Below are 20,265 nucleotides of genomic sequence, written 5' to 3'. Positions count from 1 at the left end.
TGCACTTCACATATTCGCGAGGTGCCTATGCGATCAGTCGCTCACGAGGCGAATACCCAGTTTAAATGCGCGTCCGGCGTCGGGCAGGCCAAGCTGGGGAGGCACCACTGTGTCAGTGATATTGTTCACCGCGCCGTATATCTGCCAGATGCCGTAGGTGGTCACTTTGACCGGCATATAGAATTTGACGTTAAACTCGGTTGAGCCATCAAGGCGGGCAACTGTGCCGTCTTCATTCTCATCGAAGGCGTGGCCCAGATGGTTCATCTCCGCCCGAATGTTTCCTCCGTTTGCGAAGCTATAGTTTGCGGCCAGCAGCAGTTGGCCCTTTGGCCGCTGATACAGCACGGGCCGGGTGCCGCCTGCCGGGCGGTCTGCCTTCAGGTCTTGCCAGAAGGCATTGGCTTCAAGCGTTATGGTGCTTGAGGCCTGCCAGTTTGCCCCCATCTCGATGCCATACCCTCGTGAGCCTTCAAGGTTGTAACGCTGCCTGCGCGAGACACCGTCTATCGTCACGTTACGCTGCGACAGTGTATCATCAATGCGTGTGAACCAGGGGGTGAGCGTTAGCTCAAGCGGCAGTGCGGCGGGCGTCCACGCGAAGGTGAGGTCACCCACAAGGGCGGTTTCGGGCTTCAAGTCAGGGTTCAGGAGAAACCGGCCCAGCGCGTTGCCGTAAAGCTCCCGCATGGTGGGGAAGCGGGTGCGCTGGCCAAGGGTTGTCGTTATCGTCAGCTCGTTTGATGCCTGCCACTCCAAAGCACCGCCTGCCGCCCAGTTGGAGATGGCAGGCTGCACAGGCCGTCCGCCGGTCAGTGGGGTGGAGGCACGGTCATACGCCAGCGATAGTGAGCTTTTTACTGTGTTACTGAGCGGGATATCCACCTCACCGCCGATGCTGATCAACCGCTGGCGGAACTGTTCCGGCTCTGTGCTGGTGTCCGCAATCAGGTCGGTTTCAAACTGCGTGTGGGTGCTTTCCTGCAAGGAGGTCACAAGCCGCGTCGTCAGTGCCTGCCAGTCTTGTGAGAGCACAAGCCGCCCGCCATAGGTGCGGTCCCGGTCGTCCTGCTGTTCTTCTGCCGTGCTGTAGGTGATGTCATCATAGGAGACAATCTTCTGCTCAAACCGCTGGTGCCAGGCGTTCATGCGAAGGTCGGTTGTCTCGCTGAGCGCAATGTCGCCTGCAAGGCTCAGTTGGGTCATGTGCCAATCGGGGTAGCGCCAGAAACGGGGGCTGCCCTCAGCAGGGTCAATATGGGCGGCGGCAGCGATACCTTTATCAGCGTCGATATCCATGGCGGAGATGCGGAAGCTGCCCCACTCCCGTTCAAGGGCGGCGGCGGCGAAGAAGCTGGTGCTTTCAAGGTCGGTGTTGGTTCGCCCGTCACCGGTTTGTGGGTCAAACGGTATAGGCGCGCCGTCGGCCACGCTGATGGCGTCACGGCTGAAATGGTTGACGCCAAGCTGCAGATCCACCCCGCCAACGGGTACAAAAACTTCGCCTTCCATCAGATACGAGCCGTGGTTACCCATCTCGCTGCGGGCGTTCAGTTTGAAGACGTCGCTCCTCTCAAAGGTGGAGATATCCACCACCCCAAGCACGGCGTTCGCGCCATATTCAATGGGCGCCGCGCTTTTAATGATGCTCACATTCCGGATGAAACTGGCAGGGAAAAGGGAGAGGTCAGCCCGGCCATCCCACGGCACGCTGATGGGCGCACCGTCAATGAATATCTGTGACTGGCGCTCTTCAGACCCGCGAAGCCTGAGCACAGCTTCCCCGCGTGAATTGGTGCGAATGCCTACGCCCATAACGGCGCGGAACACTTCGTTAAAGTCGGTCGGAAGCCTGCGCTCAATATCCTGCTCGCTCAAGGTATGGGCAGGCTGAAGGGCGCGGTCTTCGCTCCGGATGGCGGTGACGCTGATTTCATCCAAGTTGCCCGGTGCGGCATCTTCTGCGGCCACGGTACCCGTGGATGCGATAGCCAGCACGCTGGCGGCAAGGCGGCCAATCCTTACTGTGGTACCATGGATGCGCCCATAGATGCGATTGGGCATGCGCTTAGGGGTGGGGTGCCGCCTCAAGGCATGGGCACCTCGTGTTTCCTCTTGTTGTTTCCTCATGCGAGCCTCGCCGTTTATCGCCGTCTTTTTATGAAGGCTGAGATTTTGTGTTACCGCACTATAGGTATGGTCTTGCCGCAAGGAAACCCAACTTTTGATAGGCTTTATGCCTGCCTTGACAAAAGCTTCACATCGCCCGCGTTAGGCTTCCGCCAAACCAATAAAAAGGAACCAACGATGGCACGGATGAACTCACTTTATATCATGGTTTTTGCATGCTTCCTCAGTGCATGCTCTGACCCCCACCTGGATATTTTCCCCCCGCTTGAAGACCCGAAGCTTATGAGCGAAAAGCTGGCGGTTGATAAGATGCGCGAGGATGTTGACGCCTTCTACTATGGGGCGCTTGAACGCCACCCAAGCCTTGCTGATTATGCTGATCAGGCCGCGCTGAAGGCTGCGGTCGGGGAGATAAAGGCGGGTATCAGCGAGCCTCTCACCCGGCTTGAGTTTTTCCGCCACGTGGGGCAATTGACCCACAAGTTCGGCGATGGTCACTCCATGCTTATCTGGCCTTATCAGGAATATGAAGCGCTTCGGGAGGCGGGCACGAACCCCTTCCCCTTCTCGGTGCATATCGACCAGAAAGACCAACTGCTGATCAAGGAAGGGCAGAGCGACGCCACGGGCACGCATATTGCTGCGGGCAGCCGTATCGTCTCGATTAACGGCATTCCGGCTGATCAGTTGATCAACACCATGCAGCGCTATGTGGGCGGTGAAACGGAATATCTGCGCAAGCAATTTGTTGCCGGGCGGTTCCCTATCTATCTCTGGGCTGTGTACGGCATTGCGGGTGATTTTTCGCTGGAACTTGAAACGGGAGCGAATACCGTCTCGTACACCATCACCAACACGCAAGGTTGGCAGGTAAAAGGCGGGGCGGGGGAAAATGGCCAGGCTTTCTCCTACCGCATGCTGCCGGACGGTACCGCTTTCCTGCATATCGGGCATTTTGATATCGACCCCGACTGGTTTGAAGATTTTGCCGATGAAGCGTTTGCGGCTTTCAAAAAAGCGGGTGCGTCATCGCTTGTAATCGATGTGCGTGAGAACACCGGCGGCAACACAGATACGGCGATGTATCTGGCGCGTTATATTGCCGACAAGCCTTTCCGTATGATCTCCCGCATGCGGGAGAAATTGAACCGTGATAACCGCGGCTTCATGAACTATAAGGGCGAGGTTGGTGAGGTGATCGATACCGCGTGGGACGACTGGATCGACCCCGTGGGCGACACAAAACGCTGGGCCGGCAGCACATATGTGCTTATCAGCCCGATCACCTATTCCTCCGGTATTGTGTTTGCCTCAACGGTGAAAGATTTTGGCTTCGCCACGCTCATTGGGCAGGAAACCGGCGGTAACGCCAACCAGACAGCGCAGGGGAACCTTTTTAACCTACCGCACTCTCAGTTGAGGGCCTACATTACAACCCGCATGCTGGTGCGCCCAAGTGGCTCGCTTGCGCCCGGTGGGGTGAAGCCGGACCATAGCGTGCACGCCACCCAGGTAACGCTGCGTGATGGCCGGGACGTAGAGCTTGAGAAAGCGCTTGCGCTGATAGACGAAAGCCGATGACATGAGGGGCCTTCGGGCCTCCGTTTTTGGGCCTGTTGATGGGCCGCTTCAGATAAGGAAAACCATGAGCCACACGCGCGTCCTGATTGTTGAAGATAATCACGCCATTGCCGAACAGCTGTATGACTATCTCAGCGAACGGCAGTTTGTGGTGGATTATGCCGACACGGGGCGCCGGGCGCTCGCGCTTGTTGATGAGCATGATTTTGACGTGGTGGTGCTTGACCTGATGCTGCCAGACGCAGACGGTGTGGACCTCTGCGCTCAGTTGAAGGCAAAAGCCCGCGTTAATATGCCCGTTCTCATGCTCACCGCGCGAGACAGCCTTGCTGACAAGGGTTTGGGCTTCGCCGCCGGGGCGGATGACTATCTTACCAAACCGTTTGAGCTGGCAGAGGTTGCCATGCGGTGCAGCGCCCTGGCGCGCAGGCATCAATTGCATAAATCATCCACCCTCACGATCGGTGATCTGGTAATCGATACGGGCCAGCGGCAGGTTACCCGTATGGGCCAGCCCGTTGAGCTGAGTGCAACAGACTATGCCATCCTGAAGGCTTTGGCGGATGCCTATCCCAACGCCGTTAGCCGTCATGAACTGGTGATAAAAGTATGGGGGGACGACTTCCCAGACAGTGACGCCCTGCGTTCGCATATCTATACGCTCAGGAAAGCTGTCGATAAGGCGTTTGATCACGCTATGATCAAAACCATTCACGGGGTTGGTTTTAAACTGGATGCAGGCAGTGAAACAAAAACATAGCATCAGAGGGCGCATTTACCTGCTTTTTGCCGCTTTTACGCTGTTCACCTGTCTTTGTTACAGCCTGTTTCTGCTCGCCTATTCCTGGATGGTGGAAGACAATGTTTTCAACAAAATCGTCTCCAACGAGGCGTGTTACATTGCCACTCAGTTTAAGGCCAATGGCGACATAGTGGCACCTCGTGCGCCTTTCCTCGCCTTGTATGAAAGCTGGGCTGCCTTGCCCGGCGATATGTACCAGCAACATTTGAAAGACCCGGCACGCATTGAATTCACTGGCAGCGACGGAGGCACGCTCCATTTGCATCCAATCACGCTGGGGGATGACGTCCGGATTTTGGTTGCAGATGTCAGCGCTTTTGAAGTGGGCGGCGAATATCTGCCCTATGTCACGCTCACGCTTGTGGGCATTTTGGCGCTTTTTCTGGCACTCGCGCTCCTGATCGCATGGCCTCTGGCAAGTGCTGCATCCAAGCCGCTGGTGGCGCTGAAGGAAAAGGTGGAGGCTGTTGATCTCGACAAGGTTGAGCCAGGTTTTGCCGCCGCTTTCCCGGAGAATGAGATCGGCTATCTGGCGCATGAGATCGAGCACAGCCTTCTCCATATCAAGGCTATGCTCAAGCGGGAATCTGACTTTACCCGCGATGTGAGCCATGAGCTTAGAACGCCCACAACCATTTTGAAAAACCTGGCGCAGCAAACGGACGGTGAGACGCTGCTGAGCGCCAAGCAAGCCGCGCAGCTATCAACCGCCGTGCAGGAGCTTGAACAAACCATCGATACGCTTCTGGCCCTTGCGCGGGAGGAAAGCCAAGTGATGGAACCTGTGGTGTTCCTGAACGTGCTGGAGAACAGCGTGATCCGCCACCCGGAGTTGGCGACGAGCGACGATTTTGACCTGAGTATCCATATTCCGGCCACGTTGCAGGTGCAGGCAAACCGCAACCTTTTGACCCTTCTGATCAACAACCTTCTCACCAATGCGGTTATGCATGGCTCAGCCCCGTCCCTCAAAATATTTGCGGATGGCAATAAGATCATTTTCCAGAACCCGGTGAGCGACCCACTTCCCAGTGATCCGCTCTCGAGCCACAGCAAAGGCAGCCACAGCAACGGGCTCGGGCAGGGGCTTTATCTGGTGCGGCGCATTTGCGACGTTTTGGGTTGGCGGGTGGAGGCATACACCACGAACGGCACATTCGCCGTTGAGCTTCAGTACGAACCAGCCTGAATAGGCGTTTTTGTCCCACCTTTGCCCTACTTCCCGACCGCAAAAACGAAGGGGTAGTGATCAGTCTTGCGCAAGTGCTCTGGTGATCAGGTGGATGGTCTGCGACGGATGGCTGGTTTTCGGGCCGCCCGCCGCAAAAGCCAGAGCCAAATGCCAGTGATGGAAATGACGGCAAGCAACATTCCTGCGATAAGGGAGAGTGGGCGGGCGAGCCAGCCGGTTATGTCGAAAGTATGAAAAGCCAGCGCCCAACTCAGCCCCTTTTGCCGGACACCAGCCCCTTCAAACCGGTTAACGGCAACAACGTGCCCGGTACTCGCGTCGACCATGATGCTGTCTGTCGCGCGTGGGTTCACTGCCTCGTTGATGCTCTTGTAGATAAGGGTCACAAGCTGCCCGTCTCGCGAAAAAGCGATCTTGTATGGAGTGTGCCCGGCTGCAAGGTTTTGGCTGTTGGTAATGATCTGGTCAAGTGTCACTGGAGCCCCGGCATGTGACGCCACTGAGGGTGTCGCAGAGGTTTTGCTGCCCAAAATATCGGGGACTGCAAGCAAAAAGCCTGTAATGGCCATCATGATAAGGGCGATGGCACCACCTGCGGCAACTACCCGGTGAATGTCGAAAATTGCCCGCACCCGGGCGGCAGTAAGCTTGACTTGAAAACCGCGTCTGAGCGGCCCTTTGGGCCACCACAGGTATAAGCCAGTGCCAAGCATGCCCAGAAACAATAGGGCGAGGGCGCCGCTCAGGTTCTGACCCTGCTTTCCCATTAACAAACGGTAATGTAGCTCAAATGCTGCTTCTACCGGAAAAGCAAGAAGTGACCCGGAATGCACGACTGTGGCGTCGTGCGGTGAAAGCGCGGCCAATGTGGGGCGTGCGTGTGGCGCAGCCTGGTAGTTGATGAGATAGGCATCGCCGGGCTGAGATGGCACGACAATATTGCGAATGGGCCTGTCTGGTTGGTGGTTTTTTGCGGCGGCCAGAATCTGTTCATAGGTAGCCGGGGTGTCGTTGGGGCCAGCATCTGTATGATAGAGGGCGCCGTTCAACTCATCCCGAAAGGAAATGATGATGCCGGTAAGGGCCTGCAGTACGAGAAATGCGGCAATGAAGAGCCCCACCCACCTGTGCAGTTTTACGATGGTTGGTTTGAGTTTTCGCGAAGTGCCACGTTTTTGGTTCACAGTTCAAGATACCATGTTTTGTGGTCAGGAAGGAGTGCTGGCGAGCAAACGGCAGAAGGGGGGAGCAAGCCCGCCAGCACATAGGGTGGTTTAGTAGCTCATGCTATAGCGAATGGTTGCTGTTGCACCGGGTGCCGCCAGATACCTGTCATCGCGGTTAAAGGTTTGCGACTGGTGCGGGAAATAGAAGTTGTTGAGCAAATTCTGCACACCAACACTCAGGCGACCTGGCCCAACATCCACACTTGTCAACAGGTCAAGCACGAAGAAGCTATGGATCTCGCCTTCAAACTGACGGCGTGTGCCGGTCGCGCCAGGGAAAGCATTGCGGTTGCCGGAATAAAGCGCCTGCAAACGCACCAGCCATGTATCGCTGATATCATACTCCGCATAGGCAGTTAGCTTCTCAGGGGCAATGCGGCTCCCGTTCAGCGGTGTCTCATATTCACCGTCACCGGTGCCATCCCGTTTGCCGTTCATCCAGGCAAAGCTTCCGCCCGCCCGCATGCTGTCGGAGAGGTCAGCATCAAGGGTCAACTCAATGCCCCAGATCCGCTCTGGTGAGAGTTCCGGGATCAGGATGCCAGAATCCAGGTTGGCAGGGTCAGGTACCAGTTCAAGGCCTTTTTTTGAGGTGTTCTGATAAAGAACAGCAGAGGTACGGACAGTATCAAAATCACCACGAAGCCCGATCTCATAGCTGTTGCTTTTGATAGCTTCAGGGTTCAGGAAGAGGATATCTGTGTCTTCCCTCACGTCCCGCAGGATGCGGCCTACTTCCGCGACCGTGAAGCCTTGTGAGAAGCCCGCAAAGGCTTCAATGCCACCGCCAAGGTCATAGGTCGCACCAGCATCAAACAGCGTGGCAGAATAGTCGAGCTTGCCACCAGTGACATTGGCGCCGAACAAGGACAGATAATCATCGACCGTGATTTTGCTGCGTTCATGGCGGATACCGCCCAGCATGTGCAGGCGTTCGGTTACGGGCACATCAAGGTGAACAAACCCAGCCACAGCGCTTAAAACCATTGGCGGTGCCCAGATGCGTCCATCGGCAAGAAGTTGTTGCGTGTCATCGCGTGAATAGTCCGCGCCCCAACTAACATCTGCAAAATCCAGATCGGTTTTGAAGTCAGCGCGGAAACCAAACTTCTCAGAGTCAATGATGGATTGTCCCACGCCGCCAAAAATACCCGCGGACACCGCTTCAAAGATATTCTTGTATTTCTGGTAGTAGGCCTGGCCACGGAACGAGGTGTTGGAGAACACTTCATCATTTGTATAGACCAGGTTACCGACCGTGTTTTTCACGCCGGTATCAAGGCCGTCAACGTCTCCTGGCTCAACGGGAACAGCTGTGGCTTTTTCTCCTGTTACCACGTTGCCGTTCTGCACCTTCCAGTTTGGGTCCTGCCTGCGGTTATAGTGCAGAAGGCTAAGCTCAAGGCGGCTATCGTCTCCCGTCGCAATACCGGTTTTGCCAAAGAAGTTATAAACGTTGGATTCAGGCAGGCCGATGCCAGCGCCGCCAGAACCGCGTGGCGGTACCCGGTCTCCTTCCGCATCGAAAGAAGACTGGTGAAATTGTGCGTAGCCGGAAACAATGAAGTCAACTTTATCAGACCCACCCAGCACACTTTGGCGAATGAAGGGGGCGAGGCTGTCGCCGGTGTGGGTGAGCGAAAGCGACGTCCCCACTTCGGTGTTGAATTCCGTGGCACCGGCTGACGGGCGGCGAGTGACATAGTTGATCACGCCACCTGCACCGTCGCTGCCGTATAGTGCTGAGGAACCGCGAACAACCTCAATGCGGCCAATGGCGGACGCGTCGATCGATCTTAGCTCGTTATCACCGTTCCTGAGAGGTGTGCCAATGGGTACACCGTCAATCAGCACCGCTGGTTTGCGGCCACGAAGCGATGAATCCCGGTTGTTGGAGTCAAACGACGATGTCTGCATGCCGGGGATGGCATTGCCAAGGATCGCGCCAATGTCGGCGTTGATAGCACGCTGGGCCTCGATGGCCTCCTCATCCAATATTGAGACAGAGCCCGCGAAAGACTGCGTATTGGTTGGGATACGAGAAGACGAAATGACGATCTCCTCCATGTTGATGGGGGTTTCCTCATCCGTACTGGTTTCCGTATCCTGAGCCTGAGCCGACAAGCTGATAAACGCGGCGCAGGCGATTGCTGCGGTTGAGACCTGGCTAAGTCCATACTTTCTCTGGTTCATTTTTTCCTCCCATAGGGCCTTTGGCCCAAATTTCCCCCGTTACCGCAAGCCGCGTCGAGCTGCCTGCGATTGGTGTACTCAGTATTTTTTCTCGGCTAGAGCGCGGGGTGTGCTCAGTGCCTACAGCGAATATTCCGTATAACGGTGTGGCCCATAGGGTCGTTTGGCGACCCACATCTTCCCTGCGGTGGTGTCCATGATGATCGTGGCAACAGTGGAAGATGATTTCCCCCCAGGACCGGAGATGGGGGAACGACACACGGCGCGCGGTGCACCGTAGCGATCTGCGAAAGCTTCTTTGAAATGCTCTGTTGTGAGCGCTCCTGCGTGAGCCTTCAGGTGTGCCCGCACCCGACGATCCCGATACAGGGAGTCGGTGTTGGTCTCGAGGCCTACATCCTTGACCTTGGCTTTTGCAGCCGCAGAGATGAAGTGATTGGCGTGGACGAGCAGGTCATCTTCAGGCGCAATCCAGAAAATTTCATGCGGTGTGGCTTCAAGGTTGATGGCTTCCCCGTCCTTTTGGCTCAGCATAAGATTGTTGGAGAAGGCGCGGGCTGAATCAAATACCACGCGCGTTGCCTCAGCCAGAGAGTTGGCCGACAGGATACTACGCCGGATAAAAGGTACCGGTACGCCGGGCAGGCCATAGTCGCGCTCGGTCTGCAGGAAGTTTCCGGTGAGTGCAATGCCGTTGCTGTTCATGCCGCAACGGGCCAGAATGCCGGCTTCAACAAAAACCAGCATGCGCGGCAATCCCTTCGGGCTGATGCGGAGCACGACGGCTGAGTCCGCGCATTCGTCGCGCCAATCCCAGTTCTGGCCGTGAATCATGTGGCTGTCTGCTGTGGCTGAGGGCAGGGCGATTGCGCCGGTACAGCCGTCCGGATCAGTGTCCGCCCCGGCTGAGGTTTGGGGACGCTGGCCATATAGGATTTCGGTGCGCGCATTAATCGCGATGATATCTTCTCTAGGTAACTCAGCCCCTTCGGCGATCTTAGTAATCTCTGCCAGATATGCGGGGTTGTAAGCCTCTATCTGAGGGGCAAAGGATGCGGCGATCTCTCTCGCCCGCTCCCAGGTCACACCTTTTTGCTCAAATGCCGTTTTATAGATCGAGATGCTTGTGCGAATTTGCTCTGCGGCCTGCTGGCCATACTGCAGCCCGATTTCCTCAGGCGTGCCGCTGAGGTCATAAAAGGGGAAGTCCTGAGCCTTGGTGTTGTCAGGCTCGTCATTTGCCCCTTGTATGGGCCCGCTACTGTAATCTGAAGACGGCATTCGTTCTGTCTTTTCGTTGTTTCTGCTGATTAACGCTTGGAGGCTGACTGTGTCATTGCCTTTTCTCTGGCGGCCTCGTAGTATTGTTTTATGTAGATTTTTAGGACAATGTCAACTCGTTTGTTTTATTGTCGCGAAAAATACAATGTAAAACGAGAGGCTTTCGGATGCAGGTGAATGAGTTTCAGAAGACGCTGGCGGCAAGGATTCTCAGCTATCTTGTTGAAAATGGGGTCGAAAAAGGTAGCCACCTGCCGGAGGCGGTCCTGTGCTCAGAGTTTAATGTTTCCCGTACGCCGGTACGGGCGGCGCTGAACGCACTTGAGCAGCAGGGAGTTATTGAGCGGCGCCCGAATCGTGGCTATTTCACTGCGAGCGATTCGTCGGACCTGAAGGTATTGAACATGCCTGAGCCGCTTGACGAGAAGCTATATTTTCAGATCGCCGAGGACCGGCTTTCGGGCCAGTTGCCGCAGAATGTCTCAGAGGCTGATCTGTTTCGCCGGTATGATGTGGCAAAACCCGTGCTTCAAAGGGTGTTGCAGCGCCTGCTGAGTGAGGGGCTGGTTGAGCGCAGGCCGGGACGTGGGTGGATGTTCTGCCCGGTTCTTGATTCACCGCGTGCGCATGATGAAAGCTATCGTTTCCGTATGATTATAGAGCCAGCGCTTGTGCAGGAGCCGGGGTTCAAGTTGGATGAAGAGCGGGCCGCCGCATGCGAAGAGAAACACCTCGCGGTAACCGAAAAGCGGATCAGGGAGATATCGTCCATCCAGCTCTATGAGATGAATGCCGAGTTTCACGAACTGCTTGCAGCCAGCTCTGGTAACCGTTTTTTTCTTGATGCTGTGCGACATCAGAACCGATTGCGGCGCTTCGTGGGGTATCACTGGGTTTACGGTGCGGAGCGCGCTATCGAGACCTGTAATGAGCACCTTGAGATACTGAGGACCCTGCGTCGCGGTGACCAGGCATGGGCGTCGGCGCTTCTGCGGCGGCATCTGGATATCTCTGGCCAGCTAAGCCCGTATGAGAAGCGCGCTTCTGCGCAAAGTGAGGCTGGACCACAGCGTATTATCCAGTTGTTCTAGAAAGAAAATACCGGCCGGTCCTGACAATGTGCGGCGGTCGGTTTCTTTTTCTCCTTGACACAATGTACTAATCAATAAAATAATACATTATGAATAGCGTTCAGGGGAGAAAAGAATGCGTGGGGCCATGTCGCCAACTCTTAAAAAATTGTTCTCGGTTAGTCTGCTTGCTGTAGCGGGAGTCCAGCACGCAGCAGCTGAGCCTGATGGTTGGCGTGACGGAGATGTATTGCGCCTTGCGTTGCCTTCACCTCTCAATACGGTAGACCCCGCACTGCACCTGCATCAGCCTGACAAGGTGACAATTGAACATGTCTCTGAGGCGCTGGTCGCCTTGAAGGCAGACATGACCGTGGGGGCTGGGCTTGCGGAGAGTTTCAGGGTGTCAAGCGACGGACTTCAGTACACCTTTGTATTGCGCCCCAATGTAACCTTCCACAATGGCGAGAAGCTTACGGCCGACACCGTGGAATGGGTGTGGGAGAATTATTATCTGAAGCCGGAGGTCGAATGGCATTGCCTGGCACGTTTTGATGAGCGCGCTGATGACCGCCATGACAGGACGCTGGGCGGTAACATCAAGGCGATCGATGCGCTTGATGATCGAACCGTTCGTTTTACCTTGGCTGAGCCAAGCAGTGCTTTCCTTTACCGGATGGCTGATGTGTCGTGTCCCGCGGTGATCTTCCACCCGGATTCGATTGGCGAAAACGGCCGCGTGGACAATCTAATTGGCACCGGTCCCTACAAATTTGACGGCGTTGCGGAGAATGGTGTTGTAACGCTCAAGCGGTTTGATGGCTATCAGGGCCTGAAGGGAAAGCGGGATGGATATTCCGGCGCGCGGGTCGCGAAGGTGGCGCGTGTTGAACTGGTGCCCGTAAAAAATGAACGAGACGCTGTTTCCCGGTTCCTGGCTGGCGAGATCGACATTCTTGGCGAGATTTCAGCCGCCACCTATATGGGATTGAAGGCGGAAGAGACGCCAAAACTCTATAGCCATGCCATGACATCATGGTGGGCGCTTTTGTTGCAAACTGCAGATCCTGTTCTGGACGACGTGCGGGTCCGCAAGGCAATCGCGCATGCGATCGACGCCAAAAGGATTGCTGACGTGGTCAGCAATGGTCGCGTGGCGGCCAACCCTTCTGTCGTGCCGGTTTTCAGCGCCTATACCAGTAAAACGCACAAGGAAGGGTGGGACTATAATCCCGCACTTGCGCGCAAACTTCTGGCAGAGGCTGGATACAACGGCGAACAGGTTACCTTGCACGCTAGTGCCGATCCCTACCCGGAGATGATGGAAAACGCGGTGCTTATCAACAGTATGTTGAACGCAGTGGGTATCAATGCGACGTTGGAGCCCATGTCGTGGGACAGCCAGCTCAACGCAAAATACCGCAAGGGGGCATTTCAGCTTTCGTCTTTCGGATATGGCGGGCGTGATTATCCTACTTTTGTGTATGGTAAATTCCTGGGGCCAAAATCTGTCAAGCCGATCATGCAGTGGGAAAGCCCTGACATGGAAGCTCTGGTTGACAGCACACTCGGGCAGCGCACCGTGAAGGAATTGTCAGCCACATATGCAAAAATCCATACCCGGATGCTGGCTGATGTGCCCATGATACCTTTGTTCCCGTTTGAGCTGCGCGGGGCGTCGGCACCAACTGTAAAAGGGTTCGAGCTATGGGCGCACAATAGGCCGCGCCTGTGGGGTGTCACGAAAGACGCAGGGAAATAACATGCGTTTCAGGTTTAAGCATATCGGTGCGCGGAGTGTGGTGAAAGCCACACTCGCTGCTGCCGTGGTGAGTACGCTGCTGACCGGTGCTGCCGTCCAGGCTCAGGAGAGGCGGCTGGTTGCGTCACTCAACGGTGATATTCGTGGAACAAACCCGGGGGTCAGCAGGGATGCAAACACGGACGTGGTTATGCATCATATCGTGGAGGGCCTTGTAGGTTATTCCGAAGACCTGCGTATTGTTCCGGTGGTGGCTTCAAGCTACAGTGTGAGCGGGGATGGGCGTGAGTATCGTTTCACGCTGCGCGAAGGCTTGCGTTTCCATAATGGCGAGCCGGTTACGCCATCTGATGTGCTCTGGAGCTGGCGGCGCTACCTTGAGCCGGAGACCAAATGGCTCTGTCGTCGCTGGTTTGTCGCTGACAACAAGAATGACGACGCCAACGCTGACGCGAAGACAAGCGAAATCACGGACATTCGGGTTGAGGGTGAGCGGGATATCGTATTTTCGCTGAGCGAAGCCAATCCGCTGTTTCTGGATCGGTTGGCCAACACACAGTGTATTTCTGCGATCCTGCATCCAAGCTCGGTCGGTCCGGACGGCGAGTGGCTTGAGCCGGTGGCGACCGGTCCCTTCATGTTTGAGGAATGGAAGCCGGGTGAGTATATTGACCTTACGAGGTTCAAAGGGTACCGGCCCCGCAGTGGTGCTGTTGATGGCCTTGCTGGTAACAAAACGGTCTACGCTGATAGTGCCCGTTTTCTGATTTCGCCTGATGCCTCGTCCACCAACGCTGCGCTCCTGGCGGGACAGATGGACCTTATCCCCACCGTACCCATTGTTTCCATACCGCAACTTGAAAACAAGGCCACGGTGAAGCTTGCGCAATCACCTACGCTCAGTTGGTCGATCCTCTTGATGCAGACAGAGGACCCTGTCCTGAAGGATGTTCGTATCCGCAAGGCTATCGCCCATGCGCTGGATGTGGAGTTGCTGATCAAATTCAATACGGAAGGTTTGGCGAGCGTGAACCCATCTGCAGTGCCGGTGGGTATCGCGGAGCATACCGCCGCGCATGATGTCTGGTATGAGCCTAGTGTGGAGAAGGCCAAAGCGCTTTTGAAAGAGGCAGGCTACAAGGGTCAGGTCATCAAAATCCAGACCAACCGCAAATACACCAATATGTTCAATAATGCGCTTGTGGCACAGGCGATGCTGCAGGCGGCGGGCATAGCTGCCCAGATTGAGGTGCAGGATTGGGCCAGCCAGTTGGGCAACTATTTTTCCGGCAAGTTTCAGCTTTCTTCTTTCAGCTATTCGCCGCTTTCAAACCCGGTGTTGCGCTACAATAAGCTGATCGGTGCAAAAGCGAAGCGTGCTGTGTACCAGTGGGACAGCGAAGAGGCCGCGGATGTCCTGAGTGAGGCGATCGCCGAGTATGACGTGGGTGCGCGCATCAAAAAGCTTGAGGAATTGCATGCCCTCATGCGCGAGGAGGTGCCGATCATCGGGCTCTATAATGCGCATAATGTGAGCGCGCTCGGCGCAGATATTGAGGGGTTTAAACCCTGGCCGCTGAACCTGCCGCGGCTATGGGGTGTCTCAAAGCCTGGTTGGCGAGATGAGGCGCCTATGTCCGCCTCTGGGGCTGATTTTGGGTCTGAAGGAGGCAAGCCATGATCACTTATGCTGTTAACCGCATATTGATGAGTATCCCGACGCTTTTCATCGTGTCTGTGATTGTGTTTGCGCTGATGCGCATGGTTCCGGGCGACCCGGCCGCTGTCATGGTAGGTGACCTTCAGGACCCAACCGTGCTTGAGGACCTGCGCAATGAAATGGGCCTTGATGAGCCGATTTTTGTGCAATTTACCATCTGGATATCAGATGTGGTGCAAGGCGAGCTTGGTACCTCAATCATGACCGGAGAACCTGTATTGGAGGCGCTCGTGAGCCGGTTTGCCGTCACCGCGCAGATCGTTCTGGTGTCAGTGGCAATTGCCATCATGGTTGCTGTCCCGGCGGGGCTTCTGGCGGCCGCGCGTCAGAACAGTCGAAGCGATCTCGCGGTTGTCGGTTTTGTTATTCTCGGTGTGTCGCTTCCCAGTTTTTGGGTCGGGATTTTGCTGATCCTCATATTCGGGGTGGAGCTTCAGTGGTTGCCCACTATCGGATATGTGTCCGTGGCGGAAAATCTATGGCTCGGTGTGCAGTATCTGATCTTGCCAATTTTCGCCCTGTTACTGGGGGAAATGGCAACGCTGACACGGATGATGCGCTCAAGCACCATCGAGGTCTTGCGTCTCGAGTATATCATGCATGCGCGAGCGAAGGGCTTGTCTGAGCAGAAAGTATTGTGGCGGCACGCGATGCCCAATTCGTTTGGTCCTGTTCTTACCATCATTGGCTTGATGCTTGGTCACATGTTGGGTGGTGCTGTTGTGATCGAGACCGTGTTTACCCTGCCGGGGTTAGGGCGTTTCCTGGCCGAAGGCATCTATGCCCGGGACTATCCCGTGGTGCAGGGCGCACTCCTGCTTGTTGCCTTCATTTATGTGTCGGTGAACCTGCTGGTCGATCTGCTGTATCCGGTATTTGACCCCAAAGTCAGGCTCTAGGGAGATTATGTGATGAACAGACATTGGATACTCCGCCGGCCCAACGCCCTTATTGGCACCGTGCTTCTGGCGACAGTGGTTGTTATGGCAATCATTGGCATTGTTGGCACATCGTTTGATCCTCTTGCGCTCAGTTATGAAGATCGCATGCAGCCCCCGAGCTGGAAACACTGGCTGGGCACGGACCAGTTTGGAAGAGACGGGTTCGCGCGGCTTATGGCCGCGGCCAGCACCAGTTTGATGGTCAGTTTTCTGACCGTCGCGTTTGCTCTCTCCCTTGGCTCTGTTGTTGGTATCATCTCAGGCTTTCTGGGCGGCCGGGTAGACCGTTTCACCATGATGATAGTGGATGCCTTCATGGCCTTTCCTGGTATCCTGCTTGCGCTTAGCATCATGGCCATCATTGGGCCGCAGCAGTATGGCGTCGTGCTGGCCCTTGGGCTTGCTTATGCTCCCAATGTGGTGCGGGTGGCGCGTGGCACAGTGCTGTCGCTTAAACAGAAGGAGTTTATTGAGGCGTCACGAGCGCTTGGAAACTCCGAGCTTTATACCATGCTTGTGCATGTGGCTCCCAATTGCATTTCTCCGCTTACGGTGATCGCAACCTCGATTTTTGGTGGTGCCCTGATGTCGGAAAGCGCGCTCAGTTTTCTGGGGCTTGGTGTGCCGCCACCGGCACCAACTTTCGGGGGACTGTTGTCGGATGCGCGCCTCTTTATGGAAAGCGCGCCTTGGCTCAGCATCTTTCCCGGCATCGCCATTTCGGTGGCACTACTTGGCATCAATCTGTTTGGTGATGCCCTGCGTGACAAATTTGACCCGCGGATGAACCAGTTATGAGCAAGATAACAATACAGAAACCACTTCTTGATATCAGGGATCTGTCGATCGCCTTTCCTGGTGCAGCCGGGCCCATTGAGGTGGTGAGTGGCGCATCGCTGCGGCTTATGCCAGGCGAAGTGCATAGCGTGGTGGGCGAGTCAGGTTCCGGCAAAACCATGATTGCCCGGGCCGTGATGGGTCTGTTGCCGCCGGGCGGCAAGGTCACGGCTGGGTCGCTGCATTTTCAAGGTCAAGACATAACCTGTGCGACCAATGATGAGATGCGGAGCCTTCGGGGAGTATCGCTCGGCATGGTATTTCAGGAACCCATGATGTCACTGAACCCTGCGATGCGGATTGGCAGGCAAATGGCGGAGGCCATGGCGTTGCACACAGCGCTGTCTGAGGCGGAGATACGTCAGGCGTCGATCGACATGCTGGCCCGTGTTCGCATGCCGGATCCGGCGGGGTGCCTGAACCGATATCCGCACGAATTCTCGGGCGGTATGCGTCAACGCATCATGCTGGCATCTGTTTTGATGCTAAAACCCAAGCTGCTTATCGCGGATGAACCGACCACGGCTCTCGATGTGCTTATCCAGAAAGAGGTGATGGACATCATGATGGAGATTGTGGCGGAAGAGGACACGGCTGTCCTTCTTATCAGTCACGACCTTGGCCTTGTTGCCCATTATACCAATCAGGTGACGGTAATGCGCCGCGGTGTGGTCATGGAATGTGGCTCTGTGTCTGATATTCTGGCCGCGCCGAAAACACAGTATACCAAAGACCTGCTGGCGGCCCTTCCCGGGCAGGGTGGGCAAAAACAAGCGAGCGCGACTTCTCGGCAAAAGACTATCGTGCAGATGAATGACGTTTCTGTTGTGTTTCGGCAGAAGGCCAGGCTGCCGTGGCTTTCGAGGGCGGAGGTGCGCGCTGTCGATGGTGTCAGCCTTGATATTGCAGAAAACGAAATCGTGGCAGTGGTGGGAGAATCTGGCTCCGGCAAGACGACGCTCGGGCGTGCTCTGTTGAAGCTCACCGACATTGAAGACGGCAGTATTCGTGAACGTGAGCATGATATTATGGACTTCAGGGGCGAGGAAGACAGAGCCTATCGTCGCCGTACGCAGATCATTTTTCAGGACCCTTATTCGTCTCTGGACCCACGTCAGCGGATCGGTTCGATTATCGGCGAGGGGTTGCGGCATGACAAAGGCCTGTCAGCTGCCGACAAGGCTGCTCGCGTTGTTGAGGTGATGGAGGCCTGTGGTTTGCCGCCTGAGTGGCGCACACGTTTCCCTCATGAGCTCTCCGGCGGACAGCGTCAGCGTGTTGGTATTGCACGCGCGATTGTCACAAAACCAGCTCTGGTGGTGGCAGATGAAGCGGTCTCTGCGCTTGACGTTACAGTGCAGGCACAGGTGCTTGAGCTTCTGAAGAAGCTGCAACGGGACCTTGGTTTCAGTTGTCTTTTCATAACGCATGACATCGGGGTGGTGGAAGAAATCGCCGACCGCGTGGTCGTTATGTACAAGGGGCAGGTGGTGGAAATGGGCCCGAAGGCGGCTGTGTTATCATCACCCGCTCATCCATACACATGTGCGCTTCTGAACGCGGTGCCCGGTCTTGAAGGTACGGCAGAAACCGGCCTGCAGCCAGCGGCACGTAGCCATATGCCAGTGGACCCGCCGGTGGGGTGGTTGCATGACCAACGCTACCTCGCGAAGGCCAGTGAGCCTCGGCCCAAGTTGCTTGAGATAGGTGCCGGGCACTTTGTGGCTTTGACCATAAGTACGGAGCCCGTAGTGGCGGCATAGCAGGAAATTAGAGGATACAACCATGAAATTTCATGACATCAGCAGACCATATATTGGTCTGGGCGCTATCGGTTTGTCTTTTGCCCTGAGTGTCGCGGCTCCGGCATGTTTGGCTGCGGACCTTCCGGATATAACTCTCTTTGGTCGGGTGCAGCTTGATAGTGTGTTCTATGGCGACTGGGCAAATGAGGGCGACGACGGCCTTACGGTGCGGCGTGCTCGTATCGGTGCAAAAGGGGCGTTATCCGACCGGCTCAGCTTTCAGGTGGATCTTGATGTTTCAGGCAGCGCCGCCCCCAAACTTGAAGATACTTTCCTGCGCTACCAAGCAAGCGACCACACGGCGTTAACGCTGGGGTACAATAAAATCTATCACTCACTGGATGCCGCGACCAGCGATGCGGATGTGCCTTTCATGGAACGCAGCATGGTCTCAAGCGCGTTTGAGGTGGGTGCAGGCGGCAAGTGGGGTGTCTCTGCGCTGACGAGTGGGAAGAACTGGTCGCTCCAATATGGTGTTACCCTCACGGATCCTAACGATACGGTTGGCAGCAAAGACGGCTGGGGCGTGGGGATGCGGGCGACATATACGCCAGTCCTTACCCCTGATCATATTCTCCACCTCGGTGTTTCTACTTATTATCGGGACGAAAGCGACAACCTTGTCGGCTTTTCCGAGCAGCCGGAGGTGCGGAAAAATGGTTTCAAGCCCTTCGATAGTGGCATCCAGGTGGCGGATCACTACCGCTATATGGCCGTTGAGGCGGCGACGGAATGGAAACGTCTTTCGGTGCAGGCTGAATACGGCGGCATGCGGCTTGCCGCACCGTCTGCGGGGCCTGCGAGTTACGCAGGTGCTTATGTGGCAGCGACCTATTCTCTAACCGGGGAACAGCGCCCTTACGATGCAGGTCGCGGCAAGTTCGGTCATCTTCAACCGCTGCGCAGTCTTGGTGATGGTGGCCCGGGCGCGGTCGAGTTGGCGGCGCGATACAGCTGGCTGGACCTTGAAGATGCAGAAGTCGGTACACGCGGGCATGACATTACAGTGGGCGTGAACTGGTATGCGAACACCCAGGTCAGGCTGATGGCCAACATGGTGCACTTCCAAAGCGAAAATATGGTGGACCACAGTGTGTCTGATGGTTGGGTTTACGGATTGAGGGCGCAAGCAAAATGGTAGGTTTCTGTTCTGAAAAAGTAATTCCCGGGCTTATGGCCCTGGGGCTATGCCCGGAAGTCCTGGCCGACGACAGGTCGCATTTTGAGGTTGGCGCGGCCTATACGGCGGATTACTGGACCATCGCGCGGGGGGAGGTGCACGACAGCCGCTACCTTGACAACCTTGACCTCACGCTCGGTTGGCAACCCGCAGGGGAGCATGGGCCTAATGTGTTCCTCTATGGGCTCTATAACAATGGCACCGGCTTCTCGTCAGAGCTTGCAGGTGACGCGCAGGTGATCAGCAACATCGAGACCCCGGTGCGCGCAGCCCGGCTCTATGAAGCCTGGATTGAGCAACCCTTCATGGAAGGCCGGGGTAGTATCAAGCTCGGGCTTTATGACCTCAATTCAGAGTTTGATGCGCTGGATAGCGCTGGCCTCTTTATCGCCAGCGCCCACGGCATCGGGACCGATATCAGCCAGACCGGCCAGAACGGCCCGTCGATCTTTCCCATTACCTCCCTCGCGGCACGGTTCAGTGTGGATCTGAGTGATGACATCACCACGCGGTTTGCTGTGCTGGATGCTGTGCCGGGGGATGTG

At 56.0% G+C, this 20,265-nt stretch carries 15 protein-coding genes; 11 read left to right on the top strand and 4 right to left on the bottom strand.

Annotation, left to right across the window (positions count from 1 at the left end; genetic code table 11):
• Positions 1 to 33: 33 nt before the first annotated feature.
• Positions 34 to 2,130 (bottom strand): TonB-dependent receptor plug domain-containing protein, encoded by a 2,097-nt coding sequence (locus ACN0XZ_RS00075; protein ID WP_417455656.1) that lies wholly within the window; start codon positions 2,128 to 2,130, stop codon positions 34 to 36.
• A 177-nt stretch (positions 2,131 to 2,307) separates the two neighbouring features.
• Between ACN0XZ_RS00075 and ACN0XZ_RS00070 the strand changes: the two genes are divergently transcribed.
• The 3 genes from ACN0XZ_RS00070 (at position 2,308) to ACN0XZ_RS00060 (ending at position 5,702) form a co-directional block, all read left to right on the top strand.
• Positions 2,308 to 3,711 carry a S41 family peptidase gene (locus tag ACN0XZ_RS00070; protein ID WP_417455655.1) on the top strand — a complete coding sequence of 468 codons (1,404 nt, stop codon included), beginning with the start codon at positions 2,308 to 2,310 and terminating at the stop codon, positions 3,709 to 3,711.
• Between the two features lie 64 nt (positions 3,712 to 3,775).
• Positions 3,776 to 4,471 carry a response regulator transcription factor gene (locus ACN0XZ_RS00065; RefSeq protein WP_417455654.1) on the top strand — a complete coding sequence of 232 codons (696 nt, stop codon included), beginning with the start codon at positions 3,776 to 3,778 and terminating at the stop codon, positions 4,469 to 4,471.
• Positions 4,455 to 5,702: a sensor histidine kinase gene (locus ACN0XZ_RS00060; protein WP_417455653.1), complete on the top strand. Its 1,248-nt coding sequence runs from the start codon at positions 4,455 to 4,457 to the stop codon at positions 5,700 to 5,702. The genes ACN0XZ_RS00065 and ACN0XZ_RS00060 overlap by 17 nt, the downstream gene beginning before the upstream one ends.
• Positions 5,703 to 5,788: 86 nt before the next feature.
• Here the strand turns inward: ACN0XZ_RS00060 and ACN0XZ_RS00055 are convergent, their stop codons facing one another.
• The 3 genes from ACN0XZ_RS00055 to ACN0XZ_RS00045 form a co-directional block, all read right to left on the bottom strand.
• The gene (locus ACN0XZ_RS00055; protein ID WP_417455652.1) at positions 5,789 to 6,889 is read right to left on the bottom strand and encodes a PepSY-associated TM helix domain-containing protein; all 1,101 of its coding nucleotides are present in this window, start codon (positions 6,887 to 6,889) and stop codon (positions 5,789 to 5,791) included.
• Positions 6,890 to 6,979: 90 nt separating this feature from the next.
• Positions 6,980 to 9,124, bottom strand: coding sequence for a TonB-dependent receptor (locus tag ACN0XZ_RS00050; RefSeq protein ID WP_417455651.1), 2,145 nt, complete (start codon positions 9,122 to 9,124; stop codon positions 6,980 to 6,982).
• Positions 9,125 to 9,244: 120 nt separating this feature from the next.
• Positions 9,245 to 10,405 carry a C45 family autoproteolytic acyltransferase/hydolase gene (locus tag ACN0XZ_RS00045; protein ID WP_417455650.1) on the bottom strand — a complete coding sequence of 387 codons (1,161 nt, stop codon included), beginning with the start codon at positions 10,403 to 10,405 and terminating at the stop codon, positions 9,245 to 9,247.
• 167 nt (positions 10,406 to 10,572) lie between these two features.
• Here ACN0XZ_RS00045 and ACN0XZ_RS00040 point away from each other — a divergent pair, with 167 nt between their 5' ends.
• The 8 genes from ACN0XZ_RS00040 to ACN0XZ_RS00005 form a co-directional block, all read left to right on the top strand.
• Positions 10,573 to 11,496, top strand: coding sequence for a GntR family transcriptional regulator (locus ACN0XZ_RS00040; RefSeq protein WP_417455649.1), 924 nt, complete (start codon positions 10,573 to 10,575; stop codon positions 11,494 to 11,496).
• Between the two features lie 115 nt (positions 11,497 to 11,611).
• Positions 11,612 to 13,237 (top strand): ABC transporter substrate-binding protein, encoded by a 1,626-nt coding sequence (locus ACN0XZ_RS00035; protein WP_417455648.1) that lies wholly within the window; start codon positions 11,612 to 11,614, stop codon positions 13,235 to 13,237.
• A gap of 1 nt (position 13,238) precedes the next feature.
• The gene (locus tag ACN0XZ_RS00030) at positions 13,239 to 14,918 is read left to right on the top strand and encodes an ABC transporter substrate-binding protein (protein WP_417455647.1); all 1,680 of its coding nucleotides are present in this window, start codon (positions 13,239 to 13,241) and stop codon (positions 14,916 to 14,918) included.
• Positions 14,915 to 15,856 (top strand): ABC transporter permease, encoded by a 942-nt coding sequence (locus tag ACN0XZ_RS00025; protein ID WP_417455646.1) that lies wholly within the window; start codon positions 14,915 to 14,917, stop codon positions 15,854 to 15,856. Before ACN0XZ_RS00030 ends, ACN0XZ_RS00025 begins: the two co-directional genes overlap by 4 nt.
• A 12-nt stretch (positions 15,857 to 15,868) precedes the next feature.
• Positions 15,869 to 16,696: an ABC transporter permease gene (locus ACN0XZ_RS00020; protein WP_417455645.1), complete on the top strand. Its 828-nt coding sequence runs from the start codon at positions 15,869 to 15,871 to the stop codon at positions 16,694 to 16,696.
• Positions 16,693 to 18,498 (top strand): dipeptide ABC transporter ATP-binding protein, encoded by a 1,806-nt coding sequence (locus tag ACN0XZ_RS00015; RefSeq protein ID WP_417455644.1) that lies wholly within the window; start codon positions 16,693 to 16,695, stop codon positions 18,496 to 18,498. Before ACN0XZ_RS00020 ends, ACN0XZ_RS00015 begins: the two co-directional genes overlap by 4 nt.
• A gap of 22 nt (positions 18,499 to 18,520) precedes the next feature.
• Positions 18,521 to 19,681: an OprO/OprP family phosphate-selective porin gene (locus ACN0XZ_RS00010; RefSeq protein WP_417455643.1), complete on the top strand. Its 1,161-nt coding sequence runs from the start codon at positions 18,521 to 18,523 to the stop codon at positions 19,679 to 19,681.
• The coding region (locus ACN0XZ_RS00005; protein ID WP_417455642.1) for a carbohydrate porin at positions 19,675 to 20,265 on the top strand (591 nt) is incomplete at its 3' end. The genes ACN0XZ_RS00010 and ACN0XZ_RS00005, both read left to right, overlap by 7 nt.

Origin of the sequence: Kordiimonas sp., assembly GCF_048264555.1 — a bacterium.
Classification (GTDB): Bacteria; Pseudomonadota; Alphaproteobacteria; order Sphingomonadales; family Kordiimonadaceae; genus Kordiimonas.
Note: the sequence above shows the minus strand (reverse complement) of the source record. Positions and strands in the feature narration are given on the sequence as shown.

Bases quoted from the DNA above. Each gene is read 5' to 3' on its own strand.
- ACN0XZ_RS00070 (WP_417455655.1), top strand. From the start codon at position 2,308: ATGGCACGGATGAACTCACTTTATATCATGGTTTTTGCATGCTTCCTC.
- ACN0XZ_RS00050 (WP_417455651.1), bottom strand. From the start codon at position 9,124: ATGAACCAGAGAAAGTATGGACTTAGCCAGGTCTCAACCGCAGCAATC.
- ACN0XZ_RS00010 (WP_417455643.1), top strand. From the start codon at position 18,521: ATGAAATTTCATGACATCAGCAGACCATATATTGGTCTGGGCGCTATC.
- ACN0XZ_RS00075 (WP_417455656.1), bottom strand. From the start codon at position 2,130: ATGAGGAAACAACAAGAGGAAACACGAGGTGCCCATGCCTTGAGGCGG.
- ACN0XZ_RS00025 (WP_417455646.1), top strand. From the start codon at position 14,915: ATGATCACTTATGCTGTTAACCGCATATTGATGAGTATCCCGACGCTT.
- ACN0XZ_RS00015 (WP_417455644.1), top strand. From the start codon at position 16,693: ATGAGCAAGATAACAATACAGAAACCACTTCTTGATATCAGGGATCTG.
- ACN0XZ_RS00040 (WP_417455649.1), top strand. From the start codon at position 10,573: ATGCAGGTGAATGAGTTTCAGAAGACGCTGGCGGCAAGGATTCTCAGC.
- ACN0XZ_RS00065 (WP_417455654.1), top strand. From the start codon at position 3,776: ATGAGCCACACGCGCGTCCTGATTGTTGAAGATAATCACGCCATTGCC.
- ACN0XZ_RS00035 (WP_417455648.1), top strand. From the start codon at position 11,612: ATGCGTGGGGCCATGTCGCCAACTCTTAAAAAATTGTTCTCGGTTAGT.
- ACN0XZ_RS00020 (WP_417455645.1), top strand. From the start codon at position 15,869: ATGAACAGACATTGGATACTCCGCCGGCCCAACGCCCTTATTGGCACC.
- ACN0XZ_RS00045 (WP_417455650.1), bottom strand. From the start codon at position 10,405: ATGCCGTCTTCAGATTACAGTAGCGGGCCCATACAAGGGGCAAATGAC.
- ACN0XZ_RS00030 (WP_417455647.1), top strand. From the start codon at position 13,239: ATGCGTTTCAGGTTTAAGCATATCGGTGCGCGGAGTGTGGTGAAAGCC.